The organism is Acidimicrobiia bacterium, assembly GCA_040902765.1.
Lineage (GTDB): Bacteria > Actinomycetota > Acidimicrobiia > Spongiisociales > UBA11373 > DATKBG01.
The window spans coordinates 89547-115347 of record JBBDWO010000011.1 but is presented as its reverse complement, the minus strand read 5'-3'; the positions used below and the strand labels follow the sequence as shown (position 1 = coordinate 115347).

Genomic DNA, 25801 nt, shown 5'->3' with positions numbered 1-25801 from the left:
AAGGGATACAAACCCATGGCAAGCAAACTGCGACTCATCGCCATCATCGGCGTCGTCGCCCTCGTGGCGGCCGCCTGCGGTGGCGATGACGACGCCGGAGGCGGTGATGTCACCTGTGGGGTCGACCAGACCGACGGAGACCTGCTCCTCTACAACTGGAGCGAATACATCGATCCGGACCTGCTGACGGCCTTCGCCGACCAGCACGGCGTCACCGTCACCGAGACCGTCTACGACTCCAACGAGACGATGCTCGCCCAGATCCAGATGGGTCAGGCGTACGACGTGATCGTGCCGTCCGACTACATGGTCACGATCATGATCGAAGACGACCTCATCGTGGAACTCCAGCGCGACGCCATCCCCAACCTGGCGAACCTGGATCCCACGTTCGCCGATCCGGCGTACGACCCGGGCGGCCGCTACTCGGCGGCGTATCAGTGGGGCACGACCGGTCTGGCCGTAGACATGGACATCGTCGGTGAGGACTTCGAGCCGTCGTGGGGTCTGGTGTTCGACCCGGAGCTCGCCGGTCAGGCAGGCGTCTCGATGCTCAACGACCCGCGCGAGACGATGGGTGCGGCGCTGAAGTACCTCGGCTACTCGCTCAACAGCACGAGCCTCGATGAGTTGCAGGAGGCCGCCGACCTGGTGGCTGCGGCCAACATCACCAAGTTCGACTCGCTGCAGTACACCGACGACCTGCTCGCCGGTGAAGTGGCGGTGTCTCACGGGTTCTCGGGGACGTTCTTCTTCGCCATCGACGAGGTGGACGGGTGGGACCGTTACACCTACTTCGTGCCCGAAGAGGGCGGCACCGTGTGGGTGGACAACATGTCCATTCCGACGAATGCCGAGCATCCGTGCACGGCGCACACGTTCATCAACTTCCTCCTGGATGCGGAGAACGGTGCGGCCCTGACCAACTGGAACTACTACGCCAGCCCGAACGAGGCGGCGGAGGAGTTCATCGATCCCGAGATCCTCGAGGACGAGTCGATCTACCCGAGCGAAGAGTCGTTCGAGCGCCTGGAGTTCATCGTGGACACCGGCGACTTCGAGATCAACTTCACCGACTACTTCAGCCAGGCGAGGAACTAGAAGCCGGCTGCGCCGGCTTCAGCGGGCAGCAGGCAGCAGGCAGCCAAGACGGACTGCATGCTGCAGGCTGCGGAGCTGGATTCTCTGCGCATCAGTGCAGAGAATCCAGCCCCGCTCGCATCGTGGTGACCAGTTCGTCGAGCTCGGCATCGGTGAGCACCAGCGGCGGGGACACCTGAAGGGCGTCGCCACCGATCGCCCGGGAGATGAGGCCGCGTTCCCTGCAGGCGAGGTACGCCTTCACCGGGAAGTCCGGATCGGCGGCGATCCGCTCGGGGTCGAGGACGACGGCGCCGAGGAACCCCACGCCGGAGCGGTGCCCGGCGACCAGGGGATGGTCGGTGAGAGTGTCCAGGGCCTCCACCAGTCGCGACTCGAGGGTCAGGGCGCGTCCCGCCAGGTTCTCGTCCTCCAGGATGTCCAGGTTGGCGAGGGCGGCTGCGGCGACCGTCGGATGCCCCGAGTAGGTGTAGCCGTGCTTGAACATCGGTGCTCCCTCGGCGGCGAACGGCTCCCACACCCGCGGGGCGGCGATCACGCCGCCCATCGGCAGGTACCCGGAGGTGACGCCTTTGGCGAAGGTGATCAGGTCGGGTTCCAGCGAGAACCGATTGGAGGCGAACCAGTCACCGGTTCGGCAGAAGCCGGTGATCACCTCGTCGGCGATGAAGAGTGCTCCGGCCTCGTCGACGATGCGCCGGGCGTCCTTCAGATACCCCTCCGGAGCCGGGCGGACGCCGCCAGCGCCCACCACCGGCTCGCAATAGAAGCCGGCGACACGGTTGGCACCGACTTCAACGACCGCATCGGCCAGCGCCTCCGTCGAGTCGTACGGGACAGAGACGATGTCGGGCATGAGTGGTCCGTAGCCGTCGGCGTTGCCCGGGATCCCGGCGAGGCTGGTGCCGAAGCCGTGCATGCCGTGGTACGCCCACGAGCGGGTGATCAGCACCCGGCGTTCGGGCTCTCCCGTCAGGTGGAAGTAACGGCGGGCCATCTTCGCTGCCGTGTCGACGGCGTCGGACCCGCCGCTGGTGAAGAACACCCGGCTGCGGGGCACCGGGGCGATGGCGGCGAGGCGATCCGCCAGGGCACCGACGGGCCCGTTGGAGAAGTCGCCGAACGTGTGATACGCCTCGAGGCGTCGGGCCTGTTCGGCCATGGCGTCGACGATCGCCGTCCGGCCGTGGCCCACCTGGCAGTACCAGAGCGAGGCCGTGCCGTCGAGGTACCGGTTGCCGGCGGTGTCCCAGACGACGGAGCCCTCGCCGCGATCGATGACCAGCTCGGACCGGTCCACCGCCGCCATGAATGAGAAGGGGTGCCAGTGGGAGGAGGTCACGAGGCGTTACCTCCTCCCAGCTCATGGCTCACGAGACGTCCAGGACGATGGTCTGGAGGTCGGTGAACTCTTCGATCGAGCCGCGGCCCCAGCCGGTGTCGGTGCCGGCGGCGCCGCCGAACGGCTGGAATGTCTCCCAGAAGTCCGTCGAGTCGTTGATGACGACCGTGCCGCTGCGGATCCGGTCGGCGTACCAGAACGCCTTGCTCAGGCTCTTGGTGAACACCGCCGCCTGAAGGCCCAACCGGGTGCGGTTGGCCATCGCCACCGCCTCGTCGTCGTCGGCGGCCCGCAGGATCGGTAGAACGGGTCCGAACGACTCCTCGCGCGACAGCAGGGTGTCTTCGCCGACGCCGTCGACGACGGTGAAGTCGTAGTACAGGTCGGTGGGGAAGCCGGCGGCGCGCCCGCCACCGAGCAGCACCGTCGCCCCGCGCTCGATGGCATCGGCGAGGTGTCGGTCCATCTTGGAGGCCGTCATCTCGTTGTTGAGCGGTCCCATCGTCGTGCTCTCGTCGAACGGGTCGCCGAGCCGCACGTCCTTGGCCGCCGCCAGGGCGTGACCGACGAACTCCTCGTGGACGGCGTCGAGGACGATCACCCGCTCGGTGGCGCAGCACACCTGGCCGGCGTTGTAATAGGCGCCGTAGACGGCAGCCGAGGCCGCTGCCTGGACGTCTGCGTCTTCGGCCACGATCATCGGCCCGTTGCCCGACATCTCCATGATCGAGCGCTTGATGCCCATCTGCGAGATGATCTTGCGGCCGGTCTCGGAGGACCCGGTGAAGCCGATGGCGTCGATGCCGTCGTGGGCCACCAGCCACTCGCCGATCTCCCGTCCGCCGGGGATGATCGAGACCAGTCCCTTCGGCACGCCGGCCTCGTCGAACGCCCTGGCCAGCTCGAGCAGTCCCCACGAGGTGAACTCCGGCGGCTTGACGATGACGGCGTTGCCGGCGGCGAGGCCCGGCCCGACGTACTCGAGCGGGATGGTGACCGGGAAGTTCCACGGCGTGATGGCCGCCCAGACGCCAACGGGGCGTCGGACGGTGAACATGCGCTTGTTGCGGTCGGTGGTGGGGATCACCTCACCCCTGAGCCGTTTGATGTCTTCCGAGGCGTTGAGGAAGTACTGGTTGGCCTCCTTGATGTCTTCCAGCGACTCGGCGTGATACGGCTTGCCCTGTTCGAGGGTCTGGATGCGGGCGATCTCCTCGACCATCGGCTCGATGGCGGCCGCGATGCGGGCACACAGGTCGGCGCGTTCGAAGGCCGACCAGTGGCGGTAGTCGTCCTGAGCGGTCCGGGCGGCGGCCACCGCACGGTCGATGTCGGCCTGTGAGGCGAGCGGAACGTTGGCGATGTGCTCGCCGGTGACCGGGCTGCGGAGCTCGTGGTGACGGTCTCCGGTGCCTTCGGTCCACTCGCCGGCGAGGTACAGCTTCAGGTCCTGAGGCATGGGGGTCCTCCGAGAAACGGCATTTCCGGCACGATACCGACCGAGTACGCTGACCGCCGATCCACACCGAAGCGAAAGGGCGATGATGGGTATCCAGGGTCAGGAGACAGCGGCCTGGTTCGAGCGGGGGAAGCGCTCACTGGTGGCCGGTGTGTCCAGCTGGTTCCGCTACTGGGGTGACGACGACACGCTGGTGATCGACCGTGGCGAGGGCTCCCACGTCTACGACATGGACGGGAAGCGCTACATCGACTACCACCTCGGGTTCGGCCCGGTGATCCTGGGCCACGGTCATCCGGCGGTGTCCGCCGCCGTTGCCGAAGCTGCCGCAGCCGGCACCACGTTCGCCATGACCAGTGCACGCGAGATCCAGGCGGCAGAGCGCTTCAAAGAGGCGGTGCCGTGGGTCGATCGGCTTCGCTTCACCAACACCGGCACCGAGGCGACGATGCACGCCATCCGCCTCGCCCGGGCAATCACCGGGCGTGAGCTGATCCTCAAGTTCGAGGGGACGTATCACGGCGCCCACGACTATCTCGCCTTCTCGACCGCCGGCGCCGATCGCTCTGCGCTCGGTTCGCGGCTCAGTCCGATCCCGGTCCAGGCGTCGTCGGGTATCCCCGAGGCGATCCGCTCGCTGGTGAGGGTTGCCCCGTTCAATGATCTGGAGTATCTGGAGCGGCTGTTCCGGTCCGATGGACATCGCCTCGCCGCGGTGATCGTCGAGCCGGTCCTGGGCAACGCCTTCGGGATCCTGCCCAAGGAGGGCTACCTCGAGGGCATCCGAAAGCTCTGCGACGAGTACGGCGTGGTGCTCATTTTCGACGAGGTCAAGACCGGGTTCCGTATCGCCATCGGCGGTGCCGTCGAGGCGTTCGGGGTCACACCGGACCTGGCGACCTTCGCCAAGTGCATGGGGAACGGGTTCCCGGTGGCCGCCGTCGCCGGCACCGACGACTTCATCGGCGCCTGGGAGAAGGGCGGCATCATGCAGGCCGGCACATACAGCGGCAATGGCATCGCTGCGGCGGCGACCCTGGCGACGCTCGACGAGATCCTGACCGGCGAGCCGCTCAAGCGGGTCGAGGCCGCAGGCCGCGATCTCATGGACGGCATCGGATCGATCGCCGCCGACGCCGGTGTCCCCGTTCAGCCGATCGGCCACCCCTCCATGTTCGGGCTGTTCTTCGGTGACGAGCCGCCCAGCGAGTTTCGCGACCTCGAGGGTCACGACGACGAGCTGTACGGCGAGGTCGTGATGGGCCTCATCCGCAGGGGGGTGCTCCCCGTCGACGACGCCAAGGAACCGTGGTTCGTCAGCAGCGCCCACAGCGACGAGGACGTCGCCGACTCCCTCCAGGCCTTCGAGGAAGCCCTCACCGAAGCGAAGGGCTGAACCGCCCGCCGCCGCCGCCGGAGGACCTCCGGCGGTCACGGATCGCTGGAGAGCTGCCGGTTCACCAGATTGTGGCCGGGGTTTGCCCGGCGCAGGCACCATCATGAGCGCAAGCGGGGGATTCCGGTCACGCCGGGCTGGGACGCCGCGGAGACACCATTCGAGCACCCTGTGGTCTGAGCCGCCGACGCCGTCGCGGCCAAGGGGAGGGATCGTGGACGACATTCGAGAACTCATCGCAGGCGTCGCTTTCGCCGCCGGTGAAGGTGCCGGGGCGCTGCGCCGGGCCGGCATCGAGGTCGGCCTCGAGGACTTCCGGGTCGAAGTGCACGTCGAACCCGGAGACACCCTGCCCGAAGTGGCGGTGACAGTGGTGCTGGCCCGGCCCTCCGGCGGCTGATCGTCAGCCGTCGTGCGGGAGGTTGACCCGCGCCGCCCGCAGGAACCCGTACGGCGTGGCTCTGAGGAAGTTGGAGACCCGCGAGGTGTAGACGTCGGCGTAGCGCTCCACCTGTCGGGCGAACAAGCTCTTGTCGTTGCCCGACCTCATCAGCGGCCCCCAGGCTGGGTTGCGCAGCTCCCCGGCGGCGATGGCGAGCGGGGCGATCTCGTCGTCGAGTGCGGAGAGCCGTCCCCGGATCTCCTCGGCCCGGGCGTCGGCGGTGCCCGCATCGCCGTCCGGCGTGGCGTGACCGGCGCGGGCCCGCAGCAGGTCGAGTCGGGCGTGGGCGAGCTCGCGTTCCAGCCGTCCCTTGGTCCCCATCAGTGCCTGCAGCCGGGCCTCGCGGGCACGGAACGCCTGGGCGGCTTCGATCTCGCTCTCCAGCTCGCGCAGGATCAGGGCGGTGCGCCACCGCAGGGTCGCCTTGGTCACCGACACGTCTGCGTACAGGTGATCGCCGACGTAGAGGATCTCGGCACCGTGCAGTCCGAGATACGTCTCCATCTGGATGGCGTCACCACCCACCAGGACGGTTCCCGGGTCGACCGTGCCACGGTGTGGCTCGAGAAGTCCTCGCTCTTCATCGACGACGCGGTACATCGGTCGACGCTCCATGAAGTAGTTGGGTTTCTCGGCCGACACGACGACCGCGTCGAACAGGTCCCGCCAGGTGGTGCCCTTCGGAAGGTGCGGGTCGAAGGCGTAGGTCATGATCGGCCTGGTGTAGTTCCAGTCCGAGTTGGTGATGAGGAGCAGCCGTTTTCCGGCGTGCTTCTGGTCGAGGAGGGTGAGCACGATGTCCGGGTCCGGGACCACGAAGCGGTTGGGGTCGGCGAGGATCTCCTCTTTGAGCTGCCCTTCCATGTGGGCGGCGTCGAGGGCCGAGCGAATCCGTTTGTACAGGTCGGCGTATCCGTTGATCTTCGGCAGGACGCCGGCGTCGTACCGGTCGACCAGCTGGGCGTACAAGGACGCCTCCGACAGCGAGAACAGCGTGTTGAGGAATACCCAGCGGTCCTCGGCGAGGTCGACGGTCACCCCCTCGTACTCGGAGCGGAGACGATCGAACTCGAAAAACTGGGTGCCGTGCGCCGCCCTGATCACGTAGCCGAAGCGAGTGGGCTTGACCAGGTTGCCCAGCTCAAGGTCGATGGTGAGTCCACGGATCACCGACTCCGGGTCGAACACGATGTCCTCGACCGGCCAGCCTGTCGCCTTGAGGCGCTCCTTCGTGTGCTCGAAGGCGCTGCGTTCCCACTCTTCGACCCGGTAGTGGATAAGGGTGTAGTCCATGTCGTAGCCGATGGCCCGGATCGAGCGCAGGTTGAGCGTGCGATTGCCGTGAATGCGTCGCGGGGCAGGGGGCCGGCGCGTCGTCATCGGCTCGCGGTCGGTGGGAGCGGGTCGGTCGGTCACGCGTTCTCGCCGCCGGCGCCGTCGGTCCGGTTCCAGATGACCTGCTGGGGGAACGGGATGTCGATGTGCTCCGCTTCGAAGGCGTCTTTGATCCGCCGCCGCATCTCGCGGGCGGTGGCGAACTGCTGACTCGGCCCGACCTTGAGCATGACCCGGATGGCGATCGCCGAGTCGCCCAGGGCCTGAACGCCCACCACCTCGGGTTCCTCGAGGACGGTGAAGCGCTCGAAGTCACCCTGCCACAGCTCGTCGGCCACCCGTTTGATGACCTCCGAGGCGTGGTCCAGGTTGGTGTCGTAAGCGACTTCGACGTCGAGGACGGCCCGGGCCCAGCCCTGCGACTTGTTGCCGACCCGGCGGATCTCGCCGTTGGGCACGAACCACACGGTGCCTTCGACGTCGCGCAGTCGGGTGGTCCGGAGGCTGACCTCCTCGACGACACCGGTGGCGTCTCCGAGATCGACGACGTCACCCACCCCGTACTGGTCTTCGATGAGCATGAAGATGCCGCTCAGGAAGTCCCGGACCAGCGACTGGGCGCCGAAACCGAGGGCGATGCCGATCACACCCGCGCCGGCGACGAGCGGGCCCAGGCTGATCCCGAACTCGGCGAGGATGATCATGATCGCCAGGGCGAAGATCACGAGCGAGGCGATGCTCCTGAGGACCATCCCGAGGGCCTGGGCGCGTTGGCGGCGGCGTTCGCTGAGGGTGAAGGCATCGGTGGTGGCCAGGGCCCGGGATCTGAGAGCGGCGAGCCGCCCCCCGCGGTCGGCCGGGCCGGCTTCGGCGTCGAGAGCCGGCGGATCCGGTCGCTCGGCGACGCGGGTCACCAGGCGCCTGATCGACCGGTTGAGCAGCCGGCTGACCACATAGGCAACGAGGAGGATGAGGACGATCTTGAGCGGCTTGGCGACGAACCAGTCGGCGAATCGGGCCGCCGCAGGGTTCGACGTGAGTTGGAACACCCAATCGCAGACCAGACCTGGATCGGCGCCGCACGCCCCCTCGAGGCCACCGTTCGTGCCAGCGATGATCATCGGACCCATGCTCGAACCTCTCCTCAGCGAACACCCGAGACGCTAGCGAGTAGCGAGTAGCGAGTAGCGAGTGGGTGCTACTCGGTGCAGGGGCTGGCCGGTTGTGCGCTCCACTGCAGCGCCCCGCCCTGGACGTGACCGCTGACCCCGTACCAGTGGCAGAAACCCTCAGCCTGTATCTGTACCCGCAGGTCGACGGTTGTGGCGTCGGCGTAAACACCGACCATCCGGGTGAGGCGCGGATCGACGAGATCGGGGTTCTCGGCCCGAGCCGCCGCTGTGGCCGCGTCGGCGGGGTTGTCGAAGTGGTTGCTGACGGTTGTCGGCATCGCGGTGGCGATGGCCGTGATCGTCGAGACGTCGGCAGGTAGGTCGGCGGAGGGAGTTCCCGCACACGAAGCCAGGACGACCGCAAGTCCGACGCCAAGCAGCCTCCCAGAGTGACCGACCATCGGTGGACCTCCTCACCAAAGCCTACGCCGGTGTCAGGCCCCAGGCTCCTCGCTCCTCGCTACTCCCGCACCAGGAATGCGGGGAGGTCGTCGTCGTCCTCGAGGGTGAACGTCGACTCGCCCGTGTAGTGGGAGCGGCCGCCCACTACCACGACGACCGCAGGGATCCCGCCCACCTCGGTGTCGGCGACGGGGCGGCCGGTGAACCGGGAGCCGACGATGCTCTCGAAAAGGCGGGTCTGGCCGGGTGCGATCTGATCCCGGGACCGCTGGATGGCGATGCGCGCCGACACTCCCGAGCCGGTCGGAGAGCGATCCACCTGGCGCTCGGCGAAGACGCACAGATTGCGGGTGGGCTCGTCGGACCAGGCGTCGTTGCCGTCGGTGAGGATCGTGCCGTAGAGGAACTGGAGGTCCGGGTGGTCGGGGTGGGGGAGCGGGACCCCGGCCTCCTGAACGGCCAGGGTGGTGGCCCAGGCGGCGTCGACCAGGTTGCGCAGCCTGCTCGTCTCCAGGTCGAGCCCGTAGGCGCCAGCATCGGCGAAGGCATAGAACGCGCCACCGAAGGCGATGTCGACGGTCACCTCGCCGTGGCCGGGGACGACGACCGGGAGGTCGGCGTGAGCCACAAAGGAGGGGACGCTCTCGAATCGAACGCGGCCCGGCTCAGGCCCTCCGGTGTCGACGACCGCCTTCACGAGGCCCGACGGCACCTGGATCGCCACCGGGGTCTCGGCCCCGGCGGCAGGCACGAGCCCGGAGTCGACCGCCCATCGGCCGAGGGCGATGGTGGCGTGCCCGCACATGGTCGAGTACCCCTCGTTGTGGATGAACAGGACCGCCAGGTCGGCGTCGGGGTGGTCCGGCTCGACGGGGATCACTCCGTACATGTCGGCATGGCCCCTCGGCTCGAACATGAGCAGTCGACGCAGATGGTCGAGGTGATCCCGGGCGTACCGCCGCTTGTCGAGGATGGTGTCGCCGGGGATCGGCGGGAACCCGTCGACGACGATCCGAACCGGTTCGCCCCCGGTGTGCATCTCCACGGTGCGAATGGCCACGGACATGGGGGGAGGCTATCGCGGCGAAGACGCTCAACGCTTCACGCTCAACGCAAGAGCGTCTGGCGTTGAGCGTTGAGCGTTGAGCGTTCGTGGTCGCAATCGTGCGCGCTCGCGAGGCTCTAGCCTGCTCTGCCATGGCTCCTCGCAAGATCATCATCGACACTGATCCGGGGCAGGACGATGCCGTCGCCATCCTGCTCGCCCTCGCTTCCCCCGAGGAACTCGACGTGGTCGCCATCACGGCGGTCGCCGGCAACGTCCCGCTCACGCTCACCACGGTCAACTCGCTCAAGATGGTCGAGCTGGCTGGTCGACCCGACGTGCCGGTCTACTCGGGATCGGTCAAGCCGATGGTGCGCGACCTGATCACGGCCGAATACGTGCACGGCGAGACCGGCATCGACGGGGCGGATCTGCCCGACCCGACCACACCCCTCGCCGAGGGACACGCCGTAGACGCCATCATCGACATCGTGATGGCTGCCGACCCCGGCACGATCACGCTGTGTCCCCTCGGACCGCTGACCAACGTCGGCATGGCACTGGCCCGCGAGCCGCAGATCGCCGGGCGGCTCGCAGAGATCGTGCTCATGGGCGGGGGCTTCTTCGAGGGCGGCAACACCACCGCCACCGCCGAGTTCAACATCTACGTGGATCCCCACGCCGCCGACATCGTGTTCCGCAGCGGGGTCCCGATCACGGTCATGTCGTTGGACGTGACCCACCGCGCGCTCATGGAGCCCCGCCACATGGAGCGGTTCGCCGCCATCGACACTCCGGCCGGCCGGGCGGTCCACGGCATGCTCGAGTTCTACGAGCGCTACGACGTGGAGAAGTACGGGATGGTCGGGGGCCCGCTCCACGATCCGTGCGTCATCGCCCACCTCATCCGCCCCGACCTCTTCACCGGCCGCCATGTTGCCGTCGCCGTCGAGACGTCGTCGGAACTCACCATGGGGATGACCGTGGTCGACTGGTGGGGCATGACCACCGCCGAGCCCAATGCCACCTGGATGCGCCGGGTCGACGCCGACGGCTTCTTCGACCTCCTTGTGGAGCGCATCGCGAGGCTCTGAGTAGCGAGTAGCGAGTAGCGAGAGCGGTGCTACGGGCTACTCCCTGACCCAGCGGATGATGAGGACGAAGGCGACGGCCATCGTCCCGGCCGCGACGAGGGCGTTCGCCGGCATGCCTCCCGATCGGTAGACGAGCGGGCCGATGGCGGCTCCGATCGCCCGGCCGATGCTGACGGCGACGATGATCAGGGCCAGGAACCTCGCCCGGGCGTGGGGGACCACTTCGGTGGCCAGGGGCAGGGCCGACACCACGGTGATCTCGAAGGCGATGAAGACGGTGCCGAGGACCACGAGGCTGAGGGTGAGGTCGTCCGCCACGCCGGCGAGCGCGGCGTAGCCGATCGCCGAGGCCCCACTGCCGAACATGACCATGCGGCGCTTACCCACCCGGTCGGCGAAAGCGAACACGCCTCCCTCGCCAATGAGTTCGGCCGCGCCGATGGCCAGCCCTGCCGCCCCGAGCGCGACGAGCGAGAGGTCGAACACGTCCTCCATCCAGGCGCCGAACACCACGAAGGCGATCTCGGAACCCACCGAGATCGCCACCAGGACGCCGAGCAGGGCGATGGCGGATCGGTTGAGAGCCAGTGGTGCTCGCCGCAGCTCGCCGTCCCCGACATCGGCATCGAGAAAGAACGGAGCCGATGCGATCGCACCGGCTCCGAGGGCCGCTGCTACCCAGAAGGGGGCGGTCCAGTCGAAGCGGGAGATGAGCCATCCACACGCCGGGGCACCGATGAGGAGTCCACCGGCCCAGGTCAGCTCGATGATGGACAGGTAACGCGCCCGGCGGTCGTACGGCGTCCGGTCGGCCACGTAGGCGATGGCGGCGGTGTCGAACGCCGGCTTGGCGAGACCGAGCAGTACGAATCCGGCGAGCGCCCCCGCATAGACGCTGGTGGCAGCGGTGAGCAGCGCCCCGGCGGTGAACAGCACCATGCCCCAGGTGGCGAGGCGGAGACGCCGCTCGCCGCGTCCCGCGGTGGCGACCACGGCGGGGATGGCCGCGCCGGCGAGCGACCGCGCCGATACCAGGAGCCCGGCGCTCTCCAGTGAGACGCCCAGCCCCCGCGCGATCGCCGGGAGGAACACGGACATCATTCGGAGGATCGTGTTGAAGACGAACCGAACGCCCGCCAGGTAGGCGATCGACGCCCCGAGCCGTCTCACCGCCGGAGTCCGCGTACTGCTTCCGGGGTGAGCATCCATCGGACCGTGCCCCTCCAGGTCCCGGCGGCGTCGCTGGTGGTGTCGATGCAGACGACGGCTGAGGTCACCATTGTGACGAGGGCACCACTCAGGGCCTCGACGGCCATGGAGAGGGTCGGCTCGTGGCCCACCAGCATCACGTCCCCCCGCCCGGATGCGGCCGAGAGGAGCGCGGCGACCCCGCCTCCGTAGATGTGGGGATCCGTGACGTAATCCCATCCGGCGGCGGCGGCGATGATCCCGGCGGTGGAGGCGGCGCGCGCCGCGGTCGACGAGACGATCCGGGAGGGCACCAGGTCGAGCCGGGCTAGATGGGCGCCGATCGCCTCGGCATCGGTGACGCCTCGTCGGGCGAGCGGCCGATCGTGGTCGTCCACGCCGTCCGGGCGGTCCGACTTGGCGTGGCGTACCAGGAGGAGGCGCATCGCCAGGAGGCTAGGCGCGCGGCGTCTGGCCCCGGCTGCCTCTGACCCGCTCCCTACACTCGCCCCACCCCATGGAGCATGCATTCGTCCTCGGTCTCATCCTCGTCGCCCTCGTGCTGTTTGCGCTCGAGGTCACCCGGCCCGATGTGGTGGCCCTCGGTGTGACCCTGGCCCTGTTGCTCAGCGGCACCGTCGACGTCGCCGACGGCTTCTCCGGCTTCTCCAATCCCGCGGTGATCACCGTGGTGGCCATGTTCATCCTCAGCGCAGGGCTGGTGCGCACCGGGGTGGCCGACTGGATCGCCGGTTTCGTGGCCAGGGCGGGCGGGAGTAGTCCGGTACGGCTCACCCTGATCGTCATGCTGACCTCCGGCGTCATGTCGGCGTTCATGAACAACATCGCCGCGGTGGCGGTGCTCATGCCGGCGATGTTCGTCATCTCCCGTCAGACCGGCTATCCCGTCGCCAAGCTCCTCATGCCCCTGTCCTTTGGATCGCTCCTCGGCGGCCTCACCACCGTCATCGGCACGCCCCCCAACCTGCTGGTGTCGATCGCCCTGGAGGAGAGCCGGTGGGACGCCTTCGAGATGTTCGACTTTCTCCCCACCGGATTGGCAGTCCTCGCCGTCGGCGCCGCCTACATGGCGCTGGTGGGCCGGTTCCTCATCCCCGAGCGTGAAGGGTCCGGTGGCGACCTGACCGAGACCTACGCCCTCCAGGACTACCTGACCGAACTCATCGTCCCGGAGGGGTCCCCCTTCGCCGACAAGACGCTGGCCGAGAGCGACATCCACTCGTCGTTGGGACTCACCGTGCTGCGCGTGCAGCGGTCCGTCGACGACGCCCTGACCGTCCTGACGCCGAGCCCCGACATGGTCCTGCGGGTCGGGGATCGGCTGGTCGTGGAGGGCAGCATCACCGACCTGGTGGGGGAGTCGTCGCGGCCGCTCGACATCTATGCCGAAACCAAACTGACCGCCGAGGCCCTCACCAGCGAGGACACTCGCCTGGGCGAGGCGGCGATCGCCCCCGGGTCTCGCCTCGTGGGCACCACCATCGCCCGCGGCTGGCTCCGCCGGCGGTACGGAGTGCTCGTCCTCGCCCTGCGACGCCGCGGCGAGACGCTGCGAGACCGGTTCATCACGGTGCCTCTGGAGGTCGGCGACGTGTTGCTGGTGCAGGGACCCGAGAATGCATTGAGCGACATGGCGGCGAGCCGTGACTTCCTCATGGTCAATCGCATCGAGTCGAAGCGTCGCCTCCCGAAGAAGGCTCCCCTGGCACTGGCCAGCATGGCCCTGACCATCATCACTGCCGCCACCGGCTTGTTGCACATTTCGGTGGCCGGGATGGTCGGCGTCCTGTTGATGCTCCTCACCGGCTGCATCCGCCCCGAGGAGATGTATCAAGACATCGAGTGGTGGGTCATCTTCCTGATCGCCTTCATGATGCCGCTGGGGATAGCCATGGACGACGATCACTCGGGTACGGCGCGGTGGCTCGCCGACAACCTGGTCGACCTGGTCGGCGACTTCGGTCCCTACGTAGTCCTGGCCGGGCTGATCATCTTCACCACGCTGCTCACCGAGGTGATGTCGAACGCCGCCGCCGCCGTGCTGCTGGCGCCGATCGGCATCGCCATCGCCGTCGGCATGGGGTTCGAGCCCTACCCGTTCCTCATGGGTATCGCCATCGGCGCGTCGACCACGTTCCTCACGCCCATCGGACACCAGTCCAACCTGCTCATCTACGGTGTCGGCAACTATCGGTTCACCGACTTTCCGCGGGTCGGTGGCCCGCTCAACGTGCTCCTGTTCGGCGTCGCCATGCTGGTGGTGCCAGCGGTGTGGCCGTTCACTCCGATCCCCTGATCGGGCAGTCGAAACGTCCCCCTACCTCACCGCCGATGAACGATCGTCTCGCACGGCGTCTGCGTGACCTGCCCGACTCGGCCGCTCGGTGTCGGCGTCTCGCCAGATAGGGTTAGCGGCGGTCTGCGAGGAGGCGCAGCGCCTCGCGATAGCCGTCGATCCCGAGGCCGTTGATCGTGGCCACGCACGCCGTGGTGACGACGCTCACCCGTCGCCACTCCTCCCGCGCCGTGATGTCCGAGATGTGGACCTCCACCACGGGAAGGGCGATCGCCTCGATCGCGTCGTGCAGGCTGTAGGAGTAGTGGGTGAGGGCACCCGGGTTGATCACCACCCCGTCGGCGTTCCCCGGGCACTCGTGGAGTCGGTCCAGGATCGCCCCCTCGTGGTTCGACTGGAAGGTGTGAATGCGCATCCCCAGTTCCTCACCCCAGGTGCGACACAGGTGCTCGAGCTCGGCGAGGGTGGTGGTCCCGTACACGTCGGGGCGTCGGGTTCCGAGCAGATTGAGATTCGGGCCGTTGATGACGACGACGCGCATCACGCCACCCTATCGGTGAGCTCGTGGTCACCGAGGCGGGTCCGGGCGTCCTCGATGACCTCGTCGGCGATCGGCCCCGGGGTGAGACGCCAGCCCGCCTCACCGAGAGCGGTGACCACCGCCTCGATCACCACCGCGGGGGTCACGCCGGAGCCGAGGGCGCCCGTCGCCCCGGGATCCCAGTCGTACCCCAGGGCGTCGTACACGGGCACCAGTACCGCGTTGATGGTCTCGGCATCGTCGACGACCACGACGCCCCCGACGTGGGCGCCTCCCCGACGGAGGCGTTGGCCGAGGCCGGCGACCTTTCGGGTACCTCCCAGATTCACCGAATACTCCCCGGGGCAGTATTCACCCGGGACCTCGCCGACGCGGGCATCCGCACCGAGTGATCGCAGCGCGGCGGCGATCACGCCCGCCACGGCGACGAAGCGCCCACGGATCTCTTCACGGGGGTAGGCGGTCGGTTCGGCGATGGAGACCGCCACCGTGCCCTCGTGGAACACCGCGGCACGGCCGCCGGCCAGGCGCAGCACCGGTGCGAATCCGGCCGCCCGGGTGGCGACGACGGCGCGGGAGAAACCGGGCCGCACCGAGTCCTGCCGTCCGAAGACGACCGCTCGTTCCGGGACGAACAGGCGGACCGTCGCCAGCCCCTCGCGGTCCGCCCTGGTGAGCAGCGTCGCCGAGATGGCGGTGTCGAGGGCGGGCGGGGTCCAGGTTTCGTGTGAGAGGAGCGCCACGGTTCGAGGCTACCTCCCCCAGATAGGCGTTCCGAGCGGGGATAATCACCCGATGCGCAGAGCCGCCACCACCATCGCCCTCGTGCTGCTCACGGGCTGTTCCGACCTCCTCGGCGGCGTCGGCGACTTCTCGCGCGGCGTGGTGTACGGCGACGAGCCCCGCATCGCCACCACGACCACGGCGGCTACGGAGGGTCCTGCGCTGCGCCTGACCGCCGTCACCGAGGTCGCGTGGGCCAACGACGGCCTCGGTGCCGACACCGGTGGGCTGGACGGCGTCGAACTGCTCTCCGCGGTATGGACCCGAGGTGATGGCATCACACCGTTCATCCAGGCGTCGCGTCGCGAGATCGCCGCCGCCCTTCCCGGCATCGAGTTCCCGCAGCTGGTCCCCGGGCGGGTCACCCACATCTCCAGCCAGCTCGTCTTCGACGTGCAGTCGGTGGTACTCGACCCGTCGACGGCTGCCGCCTTCGGTATGTGGGTCGGTGAGCCGTACGAGCGCCCCAGAACCGAGGCTCAGCTGGCCGTGCTGCGGGTCGGACTGCGTGCTGCCGGAGACCCGGAACCGGGTGAACTCTTTGAGTTCCAGGTCAGTGAGGGGCGCGAGATCACCTGGACTGAGCACGACTACGTCTATCAGCTCTTCTGCAGGACGGGTGTCGGCGAACCAGCGTGCTCCGCCATCGCCGAGTCGCTGTTCACCCTGCAGTCGATGCTGAGCACCTGAGCGCGGGCGGTCCCATGTACCACGGAGGCTGGCGGTCCTACATCCGCTACGACGAGGAGCGGGATCGTCCTAGGGTGGACCGCGCCCTGCTCCGGCGCGTCCTGTCCTACGCCCGGCCCTACCGGGGACTCCTGGTCATCGTGCTGGCGACCATCGCGTTGATCACCGTGATCTCGCTGGCGCCGCCTCTGCTGATGCGTGACCTGCTGGACCGCGCCATTCCCGACAAGGATATCGATCGGGTGACGGTGCTCGGTGTGGCCATGATCGCGGTGCCGGTCCTGACCGGCGTGCTGGGGGTGGTACAGCGGTGGGCGAGCTCGCGGGCCGGCGAGGGCATCATCTTCGACCTCCGCACCGGGTTGTATGGCCACCTGCAGCGGATGTCGCTTGCCTTCTTCACGATGTCCAAGCCGGGCGAGCTCATGTCGCGACTCAACAACGACGTGGTCGGCGCCCAGTCGGCCGTCACCGGGACCCTGATCTCGGTCATCTCGAACGGGCTGTCGGCCGTGGCGACGATCCTGGTGATGCTGCAGCTGGAGTGGCGGCTCACCATCGCCGCCGTGCTCGTCCTGCCGCTGTTCATCGTCCCCGGCCGACGGGTGGGGAGGGTGCTGCGGACCATCACCCGAGAGCAGATGGAGGCGAATGCGCGCCTCAACACGGCGATGAGTGAGACCCTCAACGTGAGCGGGGCGCTGCTGGTCAAGCTGTTCGGGCGAACCGACGACGAGGACCGGCGCTTCGCCGGGCATGCCAGCAGAGTTCGAGACCTGGGCGTCCGCAGGGCGCTCGTCGGACGGTGGTTCCAGATGGCGCTAGGGGTCGTCGGCGCCATCGGCACCGCCATCGTGTTCTGGTTCGGTGCCGTGCTCGTGATCAGGGGGAGCCTCACCATCGGCACCGTGGTGGCCCTGTCGGCGTACCTGGGCCAGCTCTACGGGCCCCTGTCGGCGCTGTCGAATGCCCGGGTTGAACTCGCCACCTCCCTGGTGTCGTTCGAGCGGGTGTTCGAGGTCCTCGATCTGGATCACGACATCGACGACGCCGGCGCCGCCTCGCAGCCGGAACCCATCGAGGGTCGGGTCACCTTCGACGAGGTGTCGTTCGACTACCGCCAGGCACTGCCCGAGGGTCTCGAGAACGTCGACCGGCTTCCGGGGCGAGGCTCCGAGGCGGATGAAGGGGAGGTTGCACCGCTGCTGCCCAGCCGGGCGAAGGCGATCGACGGACTCTCGATCGACGTCTCTGCGGGGAGTCTGGTGGCGCTGGTCGGACCCAGTGGAGCGGGGAAGACGACGGTCACCTATCTCATCCCGCGGCTCTACGAGGCCACGGGGGGCCGGGTGCTCATCGACGGGCGAGATGTGCGGGGTATGTCGCTGGCCACGCTCGCCGGAGCCGTCGGTGTCGTCACCCAGGAGACACACCTGTTCCACGACTCGATCGGCACCAACCTGCGGTATGCCAAGCCGGATGCCACCGACGACGAGCTGGTGGCGGCGGCGCTCGCCGCTCACATCCACGACTTCATCGCCGGGCTCCCGGAGGGCTACGACACGGTGGTGGGGGAGCGGGGCTACCGGCTCTCGGGGGGAGAGAAGCAGCGGATCGCCATTGCCCGGGTCATTCTCAAGGACCCGCGGATCCTGATCCTCGACGAGGCGACGTCCCACCTCGACGCACGGTCCGAGGCACTCATCCAGGCAGCGTTGGACCGGGTGCTGCACGACCGGACCGCTTTCGTGGTGGCGCACCGACTGTCGACGGTGCTCGCCGCCGACCTGATCCTGGTCCTCGACGAGGGCCGGTTGGTCGAGCAGGGCACGCACGACGAGCTGCTCGCCATCGGCGGCCTGTACGCCGAGCTGTTCCACACCCAGTTCGCCGGCAGCCGCCGGTAACGTCCTTCAGGTGATACGCCTCATCCTCGCCATCGCCATCGGGAGGTTGGCCGGGCGTCTCAGTCGCCTTCTCGGCCGTGGCGGCTCTGCGATCCCCGGGCTGGTGGCGGCAAAGATCTGCCCGACCGTCATCGACCGACTGGTCGCCAACCTGCCCGGCGGGGTCGTCGTGGTAACCGGGACCAACGGCAAGACGACCACCACGAAGCTGCTCGTCACCGCCCTGGAGGCCGCCGGCACGCGCGTCATCACCAATCCGACCGGTTCCAACCTGGAGCGCGGCGTCGCCACCGTGCTGATCGAACGGGCCACGATGCGGGGGCGGCCGCGCGGCGACCTGGCCGTGTTCGAGGTCGACGAGGCTGCCCTGAGGACCCTGGCTCCGCGGGTCCGGCTGCGTCTGGTGGTGGTCACCAACCTGGCCCGGGACCAACTCGATCGCTACGGGGAACTCGACACGACGGCCGGGCACATCTCCTCGGCGCTGGTGTACGCCGGGTCGTCGCTCCTCAACGCGGACGATCCCAAGGTGGCGGCGCTCGCCGACGGGTCGTCGTCGTTCTTCGGCGCCGTGGCCGAGATCCGGCACCTGATGCCACCCGACGACGCCCTGTACTCAAACGCCGCCATCCGCGACCCGTCGATCTCGCCGGTCGTAGAGGTAACCACCGTCGAGCCCCTCGGCGACGGAGGGCAGGTGGTTGGTCTGGCGACCCGAACGGGTTCGGTCACCGTCCGCCTCGCCGTACCCGGCGTCTACAACGCCTACAACGCGGCAGCGGCTCTCGGTGCGGCCATGGCGCTCGGGGTTGGCGCCGAGGCGGCGGCGGCGGCGTTCGAGCAGATGACCCCGCCGTTCGGCAGGGGTCAGGTGATCGAGTACCAGGGGCGAAGGGTCGTCGTTCTCCTGGTCAAGAACCCGTCGGGTCTCAACCAGGCGGTCCGACTGTTGGGGGCGGTCGACGGACCGAGTCAGGTGCTCATCGCCATCAACGACGAGCACGCCGACGGGCGCGACGTCTCGTGGCTGTGGGACGCCCGCGTCGAAGAACTAGCGGGAACCGGGCACCGGTTTGGCGCTTCGGGGACCCGGGCGGCCGACATGGCGCTGCGCCTCAAGTACGCCGGCATCGACGCCTGGCACGACGCCGACCTGGAGCGGGCCGTCGAGCGGGCGGTGGCGGGCGCCGAGGCGGGAGACACCGTCTACGTCGTGCCCACCTACACCGCCATGCTCAGGCTGCTGGGCACTCTGCTGCCCGGCGTGCCCCGTCACGAGGTGTGGGCATGAGCGACCTGCGCATCGTCCATCTGTACGCCGCTCACATGAACATCTACGGCGACGCCGGCAACGTGATCTGCCTGCGACGGCGTCTGGAATGGCGCGGCATCGGGGTCGAGGTGTGGCGCGTCGAGGTTGGCGAACCGCTCGACTTCGCCAGCGTCGACATCGTGGTGGCCGGTGGTGGCGAGGACCGAGCCCAGGTGGAAGTCGCCGCCGACCTGGTCAGGCGCTCTGCGGCGATCCACGAGGCAGTGGGCGACGGCGTCGTGTTCCTGACCGTCTGTGGCACCTATCAGTTGTTCGGTCGCCGATTCGTCACGGTCGGGGGTCAGGAGCTCCCCGGGATCGGGGTGTTCGCCGCCGAGACGCTCGGGGGTACGCGTCGCATGATCGGCAACGTCGTGGTGGAGGCACCGTGGGGTCGGCTCGTCGGCTTCGAGAACCACAGTGGTCGCACCGTGCTCGATACTGGCCAGGAGAGCCTGGGGTCGGTAGTCAGGGGTCACGGCAACGACGGGGACAGCGGAGAAGAAGGGGCGGTGACGGTCAACTGCTTCGGGACGTACCTCCACGGCTCTGTCCTACCGAAGAACCCCCACTTCGCCGACGAGCTCATCCGGAGGGCCCTGTTCAGGCGCCACGGCGACGACGTGACCCTGGATCCGCTCGACGACCATCTGGAGCTGACCGCCGCCGAGGTCGCCGCCGGTCGCGCCTAGAGGGCTGTCGCCCGACAGCCCACTAGGACTCCTCGTCCCCCTCGACCGGTCCGGCCGGGATGACCAGAACCGGGCAGCGGGCCTCGCGGGCGACCCTGGCGGAGATGCTCTGCCACTGAGACTCGTCGAACAGAGCTCGGGTCGCCCCCATGACGATGAGCTCGGCGCCGATCTCGTCGACGGCTTCGAGGATGGTGGCGGTCGGGTCCTCACCCTCGAGGAACATCACCTTGGCATCCACGCCGCGCTCGCGGAGGGCGGCGACGAGCGGGTCGGTGAGTCGGGCGCCGCGTTCCTCCACGTACCGGGCTATCACGGCGTCCTCCTGACTCGCCCACGGTGCATTCCCGTCGGGTTCCGGCATCGACTCCTCAGACCGGATCTCGTCGAGGAAGGTGCGCGGCACCTCGATGACGGTGGTGACGTAGACCACCCCGTCGGGCCCGGTGAGGCGCTCGGCGAACTTCGCCACAGGGTCGGCGCTGAGGGCGCCGGTGGTGGCGATGACGATACGCACGCGGTCAGGCTATACCGCTCGACAGTTGGGTGCTTGTCTGCGGGTCAGCCGAGTGTCCGAGGTCATAGACTGATCTCGTGAGCGACACCCCCGAACGGCGGCGAGGCACGAGGTGGGTGCCCGCGGCACTCGTCGGTGTCGCCGCCGTGGTCGCGCTCACCGTGGTCGCCCTCAGCGGGCGGGACTACGACCCGTCGACGCCCGAGGGCGCCGCACAGGGCTGGGTGCGAGCGGTCACCGCCGGCGACCATGAGGCTGCTCTCACCTATCTCGACCCGGCGCTGGGGTGCACGCTGCGCGACTTCCGATACGTCTGGTGGAGCCCCTCCGCAGCGGTGCGCATCGAGTCGATGTCGGGCGATACCTCCAGGACCGTGGTCGAGATCACCATCCAGGACTACCAGATGCCGCCTCCCGCCGCCCCCGGTGTCGGCATGAGGGAGTATCTCGTGATGGCGCGACACGGAGACCGATGGCTGCTCACGGAAGTCCCGTGGCCGCTCTACTCGTGTGAAAGGCAGGGCGACGGCTGATGTGGGCAGTGTTCGGTGTACTGATCGGGTTGGCCGCGCTCGGCCTACCCGTCCTCGTCGTGGTACTGATCGTGAGGGCGGGCAAGCGGGGGGCGACAGGCGCGCAGGTGCCTGGTGCACCGCTTAGACGCTTCTTCCAATACGGCCTCATGTACCTGGCCCTGGTGTTGTCGGGTTGGGGCCTTACCGGTCTCATCGAGGCGGCGGTCGAAGGGGGAGACCTTCTCCGTGGACGCAGCCAGGTGGCCGGGGCGCTGTCGCTCGTCGTGGTGGCGGCGCCGGTGTTCCTCGTCCTGGCGTCGTGGACCCGTCGGCGACTGGCCGACGACGAAGGTGAGCGACTGTCGATCGGGTGGCTTCTCTACCTGACTGCCGCCATCCTCAGCGCTCTGGTGACGGCGATGTTCGCCCTCACCGGCTTCATCTCGAGTGTGCTCGGGGATGCAGCGTGGTCGGCCACTCTGTGGATCAAGGCAGCGGTGTGGGGTGCCGTCTGGTGGGCCCATTGGTGGGCAGCCCGCCGTTACCCGCCTCCGGATGCCGGACGGAGCCACCGACTCCTCGGTTCGCTGTTCGGGCTCTGGGGGACCCTGGTGTCGGTCATCGCGATCGGCGTGATCTTTCTCGACACGGCCTACTACGAGCTGTTCGGAAGAGGCCTGCTGTCGTCGCCCCTCGACGACCTCCGCAGATTTGTCGGCCCGCTCGTCGTCTCCGGAGCCGTCTGGTGGTGGTACTGGCACCGCCACACGCGCACTGAGAGCGACTCGACCGGTTGGCAGGCACATGTGCTGCTCGGCGGCGTGCTCGTCGGCCTGCTCTCGGTCATCGTCGCTGGCGGGGTCATCCTGTTTTCTGTGCTCGGCTGGTTCCTCCTCGATTCCCGCGACACTGCTCTTGATGCGTTCGCCCCGGTGCCGAGCGCGCTGGCGCTTGCCGCCGTGGGCTGGCTGTCGTGGGCCTACCACCGTCGCGTGCTCGACAGCGCACCTTCGGCGCGTGCCGGCGAGGTGCGACGGACGTACACCTACCTGTTGTCGGCGGTCGGCCTCTCCGCCTTGGTGCTCGGGCTCACCTTCCTGATCGCAGCCACGATCGGGGCCGCCATCGGCGGCGCCGTCCTGTCCATCTTCGATGGCGGTCACCTCGCGCTATGGGGTCTCACGCTCGTCATCGTGGGCACACCGCTGTGGTGGCGTGCGTGGTCGTCGGTGCAGGGCGAGGGGTTGGACGGTGTCGACGAACGGACTTCGCTCGCTCGCCGCCTGTACCTGTCGGCCTCGTTCGGCATCGGTGGACTCCTCGCACTCGTGGCCCTCATCACCGTCGCCTCCCGGTTCTTCGAGGACCTGTTCGAGGGGAGCTTCTCCTCAGCGACCATCTACGACGTGAGGTGGTCGGTCTCTCTCGTCCTCGCCGTCGGGGCGATGGCCGCCTATCACTGGAGGGTCTTCCGCGCCGACCGGCAGGCGCAGCCTGCTGGGACCACCTCGCTCGAACGGCTGCTGCTGGTCGCCCCCGGAGAGGCGGCGGCTCTGGGCCGAGCGCTCGCCGCGCGCACCGGAGCCCGCGTCGAGGTGTGGCGCACCGGCGACGGCGAGGCGTCCATCGAGGCCCTCGTCGCCAGCCTGGACGGTATCGACGGCACCGAGGGCGTCGTGGTGGTCGGCCCCGACGGGGTGGTCACCGGCATGTCGGCTCGCCGTCTCGGTTGACCGGTGGCTGATCCGGTCCGCATCGAAGTCGACGGTCCCATAGTGACCATCGAGTGGGACGACGGCCGGGTCGATGCCTTCGACGCGACCGCGCTGCGCCTGGCATGTCCGTGCGCCGGATGCCGCGAACCGGGCTCGACGGGCAAAGTGGCCGCCGTCGGGTCGGTGTCGGTCACCGGTGCCCGGCTCGTAGGCGGGTACGCCCTCAACCTGACCTTCGGTCCCGACGGTCACGCCACCGGCATCTATCCGTTTACCTTGCTGCGCGATCTGGGTGAGTCGGCGTGATCCCGGCATCGATCCGTGCCGGCGGTTACACGGTGTTCGCCGTGGGGTTGTGGGCGGTCGGACTCCCCGCCATCCTCGCTCGCCAGCCATCCGGGGGGTTCGTCGTAGCGTGGCGGGGGCCGGTGCTGGTCGGGTTCGGCGTGGCCCTCGTCGTCGGAGGCGCATGCGTGGTGAACCGGGCTGCCACCCAGTTGGCCAGCAGCGGGGTCGGGGTGTTCAGCGTCGCCCCGGGGCCCGTTCTGGTCACCGATCGCTGGTACGGACGGCTGAGGAACCCGATCGACGCCGGGGTCGTGTTGCTGGGTCTCGGGGCGGCAGTCGCCCTCGACCTACCTCGGGTCTGGATCATCCCGGTGGCTGCCGTGGTCAACGGAGTGGTCGGAGCCGGCTTCTACGAGGACAGACGATTGCTCGAGGCGTTTGGTGACGACTTCAGGGAGTACCGCGATCGCGTCGGGAAGTGGATCCCGAGATAACGCTTAACGCTTAACGCTCAACGCCAGAAGCTCTTGCGTTAAGCGTTGAGCGTTGAGCGTTTGGCCTCCTGGCCCCTCAGCCCCACAACCCCAGCCCCGTGGCCCCGTCGAACCGGCGCACCGGTGGGTCGCCCTCGAGTACCTCCATGCGCACTTCGAGGGAGAACACCTCGCATCCCGGGGCGATGTGGCCGCCGAAGGCCGCCCCCCGGTCGTCGCCGAACACGGCGTGGCTGTGGAGGAAGGGAGCCCCGTCGAGCATCGAGATGTTCCCGGTGCCGATCAGCACCTCGAGGTGCTGATCCATGACCAGGTCCCGGTACTCGAGCGCCTCCTGGTCGTAGTACCGAAACGCGGCGCGACGCACCGCTCCGAGGTAGGAGACCCAGGCCGCCTCGATCCCGTTGGCGGTGGCGAAGTCGAGGAGTCCCTTGGCGATGTCGGCACCGGCGGCGAGCCGGAACAGGTGGGTGGGTCCCGGGGTGAAGGTGTAGTGCATCGGCGCCGAGGCTACCGGGGCAGGTAGCGGATCGCTCAGCCGGCCGCGGCCACGAACTGCCGCGCCAGGGTGGCGTCGACCGGAGCGGTCGTCACCCCGCCGACCTTGACCGCGGTGCCGACGATCACGCCGCTCGCCTTTGCCAGCAGCGAGCCGACGGTCTGCGCGGTGGCTCCCGATCCCACGAGGACGGGGGCACCCGGCACGGCGGCAGTGACTTCGGAGAGTGTTCCGGGGTCGACCGGGTCGCCGGTGCCGTCACCGCTGACGATCAGGGCGTCCGCTCCACCGCGCTCCCACAGGTCGGCGGCGGCGAGACGCAGCGACGAACCCGGCGGCGGCGTGGCGTGTTTGACGAACACGTCGGCGAACACCCGGGTATTCGGGGCCAGGGTGCGTCGCGCCCTGGCCACCTCGGCGGCGCGTCCCACGATCGGACCCTGGTCGGTGAACATGGTCCCCGACAGGACGTTGACCCGGATGAAGCCAGCGCCCACGGCCGAGGCGATGGCGAGCGCGGCCAGGGCATCGTTGCGCAGCACGTTGATGCCGATGGGGACGTCGACGGCATCGGCGATGGCGGCGGCGGCCACGGTCATGGCGGCGATGGTGGCCGGAGGCACGGTGTCGGCGAAGAAGGGAGCATCACCGAAGTTCTCCACCATGACGGCGTCGAAGCCGGCGTCTGCGAGGGTCGCGGCGTCGCGTCGCCCTCTGTCGATGACGCCGGTCAGATCGCCGTCGAACGCCGGAGACCCGGGGAGGGCTCCCAGGTGCACCATCCCGATGAGCCGGGGAGTCACGAGAAGATCTGAACGCTCTTGAGCGCCTGCTGGGCGACGTCACCGGTGGCGATGAGGGATCCGGGCTTGGTGGTATGACCAGCGGCGAGGCGACACCAGTCGACGCCCTGCCCGCGGATTACATCGGGGGCTCCGTCCGGGCCGAACACCCAGCGGGCGTAACCCGGTCCGACGAGTTCGACGCGCACCGGCTTGGGGTAGGCCAAGCCCTTGTCGGCGAAGGCGTGGGGGAGGGTGGCCCACCCGAGCCAGGCGACGTGCACCAGTCGAGGATGCTCGACGATCTCCTTGTCGAGGGTGGTGAGGATGCCGAGCCCCTGGGCCCAGGTCTCCGCCAGGCGAATGGTGGCGAAGGTGCGGGCCTTGATCTTCCCGCCGAACCACGGGACCATGTCCTCGGACTTCAGCCGACTCAGCGCATCGACCACGTCGGCGCGGGCGAAGCGCCAGGCCTCGATCACCTCTTGCGGACGCTTTCCCTTGGCCAGGTCCATGCCCGCCTGATGGAAGGCGTCGCAGTCGTCGTATCCCTCGACCTCCTTGATGACCTTCTTGTCTCCCTGGAGCAGGCGTGCCGCATGCTGCTCACCCCAGGAGAGCCGGGCGATGGTCTGGACCACGGTGGGTCCGCCGGCGGCGATGCGCTTCTTCCAGTCGCGGTCGGGTGCCCGTTGCAGCGACTGGTCGAGTCCCTGCTGTTCGGCGACCAGGTCGGCCAGGATCTCACGCATGATCGTCGGATCCCCACTGGT

The 25801-nt window shown here is 68.6% G+C and carries 27 protein-coding genes; 13 read left to right on the top strand and 14 right to left on the bottom strand.

Features of this window, described 5'->3' with window-relative positions; translation table 11 throughout:
• Positions 1-15: 15 nt before the first annotated feature.
• The gene (locus tag WEA29_03980; GenBank protein ID MEX2322911.1) at positions 16-1101 is read left to right on the top strand and encodes a spermidine/putrescine ABC transporter substrate-binding protein; all 1086 of its coding nucleotides are present in this window, start codon (positions 16-18) and stop codon (positions 1099-1101) included.
• Between the two features lie 91 nt (positions 1102-1192).
• Here the strand turns inward: WEA29_03980 and WEA29_03975 are convergent, their stop codons facing one another.
• Both WEA29_03975 and WEA29_03970 read right to left on the bottom strand, forming a co-directional pair.
• A complete protein-coding gene (locus WEA29_03975; GenBank protein MEX2322910.1) occupies positions 1193-2410 on the bottom strand; it encodes an aminotransferase class III-fold pyridoxal phosphate-dependent enzyme in 1218 nt (405 codons plus the stop codon).
• A gap of 61 nt (positions 2411-2471) precedes the next feature.
• Entirely contained in the window at positions 2472-3902 is a 1431-nt protein-coding gene (locus WEA29_03970) for an aldehyde dehydrogenase family protein (protein ID MEX2322909.1), read from the bottom strand.
• Between the two features lie 82 nt (positions 3903-3984).
• On the opposite strand from WEA29_03970, the gene WEA29_03965 reads away from it, so the two are divergent.
• Entirely contained in the window at positions 3985-5298 is a 1314-nt protein-coding gene (locus WEA29_03965) for an aspartate aminotransferase family protein (protein MEX2322908.1), read from the top strand.
• Between the two features lie 214 nt (positions 5299-5512).
• Positions 5513-5698, top strand: a complete 186-nt coding sequence (locus tag WEA29_03960) for a hypothetical protein (GenBank protein ID MEX2322907.1) — start codon at positions 5513-5515, stop codon at positions 5696-5698.
• A gap of 3 nt (positions 5699-5701) precedes the next feature.
• Here WEA29_03960 and WEA29_03955 read toward each other — a convergent pair whose 3' ends face one another.
• The 4 genes from WEA29_03955 to WEA29_03940 all read right to left on the bottom strand — a co-directional run bounded on the left by WEA29_03955 (position 5702) and on the right by WEA29_03940 (position 9715).
• Complete coding sequence (locus WEA29_03955; GenBank protein ID MEX2322906.1) at positions 5702-7156, bottom strand: HAD-IG family 5'-nucleotidase; 1455 nt, start codon at positions 7154-7156, stop codon at positions 5702-5704.
• A complete protein-coding gene (locus WEA29_03950; protein ID MEX2322905.1) occupies positions 7153-8205 on the bottom strand; it encodes a mechanosensitive ion channel family protein in 1053 nt (350 codons plus the stop codon). Before WEA29_03950 ends, WEA29_03955 begins: the two co-directional genes overlap by 4 nt.
• A gap of 68 nt (positions 8206-8273) precedes the next feature.
• Positions 8274-8648 (bottom strand): hypothetical protein, encoded by a 375-nt coding sequence (locus WEA29_03945; GenBank protein ID MEX2322904.1) that lies wholly within the window; start codon positions 8646-8648, stop codon positions 8274-8276.
• 59 nt (positions 8649-8707) lie between these two features.
• Positions 8708-9715, bottom strand: a complete 1008-nt coding sequence (locus WEA29_03940) for a proline racemase family protein (GenBank protein ID MEX2322903.1) — start codon at positions 9713-9715, stop codon at positions 8708-8710.
• A gap of 131 nt (positions 9716-9846) precedes the next feature.
• Between WEA29_03940 and WEA29_03935 the strand changes: the two genes are divergently transcribed.
• Positions 9847-10788 (top strand): nucleoside hydrolase, encoded by a 942-nt coding sequence (locus WEA29_03935; GenBank protein ID MEX2322902.1) that lies wholly within the window; start codon positions 9847-9849, stop codon positions 10786-10788.
• Positions 10789-10824: 36 nt separating this feature from the next.
• Here the strand turns inward: WEA29_03935 and WEA29_03930 are convergent, their stop codons facing one another.
• Both WEA29_03930 and WEA29_03925 read right to left on the bottom strand, forming a co-directional pair.
• The gene (locus tag WEA29_03930) at positions 10825-11958 is read right to left on the bottom strand and encodes an MFS transporter (protein MEX2322901.1); all 1134 of its coding nucleotides are present in this window, start codon (positions 11956-11958) and stop codon (positions 10825-10827) included.
• Positions 11955-12422, bottom strand: a complete 468-nt coding sequence (locus WEA29_03925) for a histidine phosphatase family protein (protein MEX2322900.1) — start codon at positions 12420-12422, stop codon at positions 11955-11957. The genes WEA29_03930 and WEA29_03925 overlap by 4 nt, the downstream gene beginning before the upstream one ends.
• A gap of 71 nt (positions 12423-12493) precedes the next feature.
• Here WEA29_03925 and WEA29_03920 point away from each other — a divergent pair, with 71 nt between their 5' ends.
• Positions 12494-14293: an SLC13 family permease gene (locus WEA29_03920; GenBank protein ID MEX2322899.1), complete on the top strand. Its 1800-nt coding sequence runs from the start codon at positions 12494-12496 to the stop codon at positions 14291-14293.
• A gap of 112 nt (positions 14294-14405) precedes the next feature.
• Here WEA29_03920 and aroQ read toward each other — a convergent pair whose 3' ends face one another.
• Positions 14406-14834 (bottom strand): type II 3-dehydroquinate dehydratase, encoded by a 429-nt coding sequence (gene aroQ / locus WEA29_03915; protein MEX2322898.1) that lies wholly within the window; start codon positions 14832-14834, stop codon positions 14406-14408.
• Positions 14834-15577: a lipoate--protein ligase family protein gene (locus tag WEA29_03910; protein ID MEX2322897.1), complete on the bottom strand. Its 744-nt coding sequence runs from the start codon at positions 15575-15577 to the stop codon at positions 14834-14836. Before WEA29_03910 ends, aroQ begins: the two co-directional genes overlap by 1 nt.
• A 52-nt stretch (positions 15578-15629) precedes the next feature.
• On the opposite strand from WEA29_03910, the gene WEA29_03905 reads away from it, so the two are divergent.
• From WEA29_03905 to WEA29_03890, 4 genes are read left to right on the top strand one after another with little or no spacing between them, the layout of a single operon-like run.
• A complete protein-coding gene (locus tag WEA29_03905) occupies positions 15630-16307 on the top strand; it encodes a hypothetical protein (GenBank protein MEX2322896.1) in 678 nt (225 codons plus the stop codon).
• Positions 16308-16321: 14 nt separating this feature from the next.
• Complete coding sequence (locus WEA29_03900; GenBank protein MEX2322895.1) at positions 16322-18214, top strand: ABC transporter ATP-binding protein; 1893 nt, start codon at positions 16322-16324, stop codon at positions 18212-18214.
• Positions 18215-18224: 10 nt separating this feature from the next.
• Positions 18225-19505: a MurT ligase domain-containing protein gene (locus WEA29_03895; GenBank protein ID MEX2322894.1), complete on the top strand. Its 1281-nt coding sequence runs from the start codon at positions 18225-18227 to the stop codon at positions 19503-19505.
• On the top strand, positions 19502-20218 hold the full coding sequence (locus WEA29_03890) for a glutamine amidotransferase (GenBank protein MEX2322893.1): 717 nt from the start codon (positions 19502-19504) through the stop codon (positions 20216-20218). Before WEA29_03895 ends, WEA29_03890 begins: the two co-directional genes overlap by 4 nt.
• A gap of 22 nt (positions 20219-20240) precedes the next feature.
• Here the strand turns inward: WEA29_03890 and WEA29_03885 are convergent, their stop codons facing one another.
• The gene (locus WEA29_03885; protein MEX2322892.1) at positions 20241-20735 is read right to left on the bottom strand and encodes a universal stress protein; all 495 of its coding nucleotides are present in this window, start codon (positions 20733-20735) and stop codon (positions 20241-20243) included.
• A 77-nt stretch (positions 20736-20812) separates the two neighbouring features.
• Here WEA29_03885 and WEA29_03880 point away from each other — a divergent pair, with 77 nt between their 5' ends.
• From WEA29_03880 to WEA29_03865, 4 genes are read left to right on the top strand one after another with little or no spacing between them, the layout of a single operon-like run.
• Positions 20813-21268: a hypothetical protein gene (locus WEA29_03880; protein ID MEX2322891.1), complete on the top strand. Its 456-nt coding sequence runs from the start codon at positions 20813-20815 to the stop codon at positions 21266-21268.
• Complete coding sequence (locus WEA29_03875) at positions 21268-22983, top strand: DUF5671 domain-containing protein (protein ID MEX2322890.1); 1716 nt, start codon at positions 21268-21270, stop codon at positions 22981-22983. Before WEA29_03880 ends, WEA29_03875 begins: the two co-directional genes overlap by 1 nt.
• A 3-nt stretch (positions 22984-22986) precedes the next feature.
• The gene (locus WEA29_03870) at positions 22987-23271 is read left to right on the top strand and encodes a DUF971 domain-containing protein (protein MEX2322889.1); all 285 of its coding nucleotides are present in this window, start codon (positions 22987-22989) and stop codon (positions 23269-23271) included.
• The gene (locus WEA29_03865; protein MEX2322888.1) at positions 23268-23747 is read left to right on the top strand and encodes a hypothetical protein; all 480 of its coding nucleotides are present in this window, start codon (positions 23268-23270) and stop codon (positions 23745-23747) included. The genes WEA29_03870 and WEA29_03865 overlap by 4 nt, the downstream gene beginning before the upstream one ends.
• Positions 23748-23823: 76 nt before the next feature.
• Here WEA29_03865 and WEA29_03860 read toward each other — a convergent pair whose 3' ends face one another.
• Genes WEA29_03860 through WEA29_03850 form a run of 3 tightly spaced genes read right to left on the bottom strand, consistent with a single transcriptional unit; the run spans position 23824 to position 25780 of the window.
• Positions 23824-24246, bottom strand: a complete 423-nt coding sequence (locus WEA29_03860; GenBank protein ID MEX2322887.1) for a PPC domain-containing DNA-binding protein — start codon at positions 24244-24246, stop codon at positions 23824-23826.
• 35 nt (positions 24247-24281) lie between these two features.
• Complete coding sequence (locus WEA29_03855) at positions 24282-25049, bottom strand: BtpA/SgcQ family protein (protein MEX2322886.1); 768 nt, start codon at positions 25047-25049, stop codon at positions 24282-24284.
• The gene (locus WEA29_03850; protein ID MEX2322885.1) at positions 25046-25780 is read right to left on the bottom strand and encodes a maleylpyruvate isomerase family mycothiol-dependent enzyme; all 735 of its coding nucleotides are present in this window, start codon (positions 25778-25780) and stop codon (positions 25046-25048) included. Before WEA29_03850 ends, WEA29_03855 begins: the two co-directional genes overlap by 4 nt.
• Between the last annotated feature and the right edge of the window lie 21 nt (positions 25781-25801).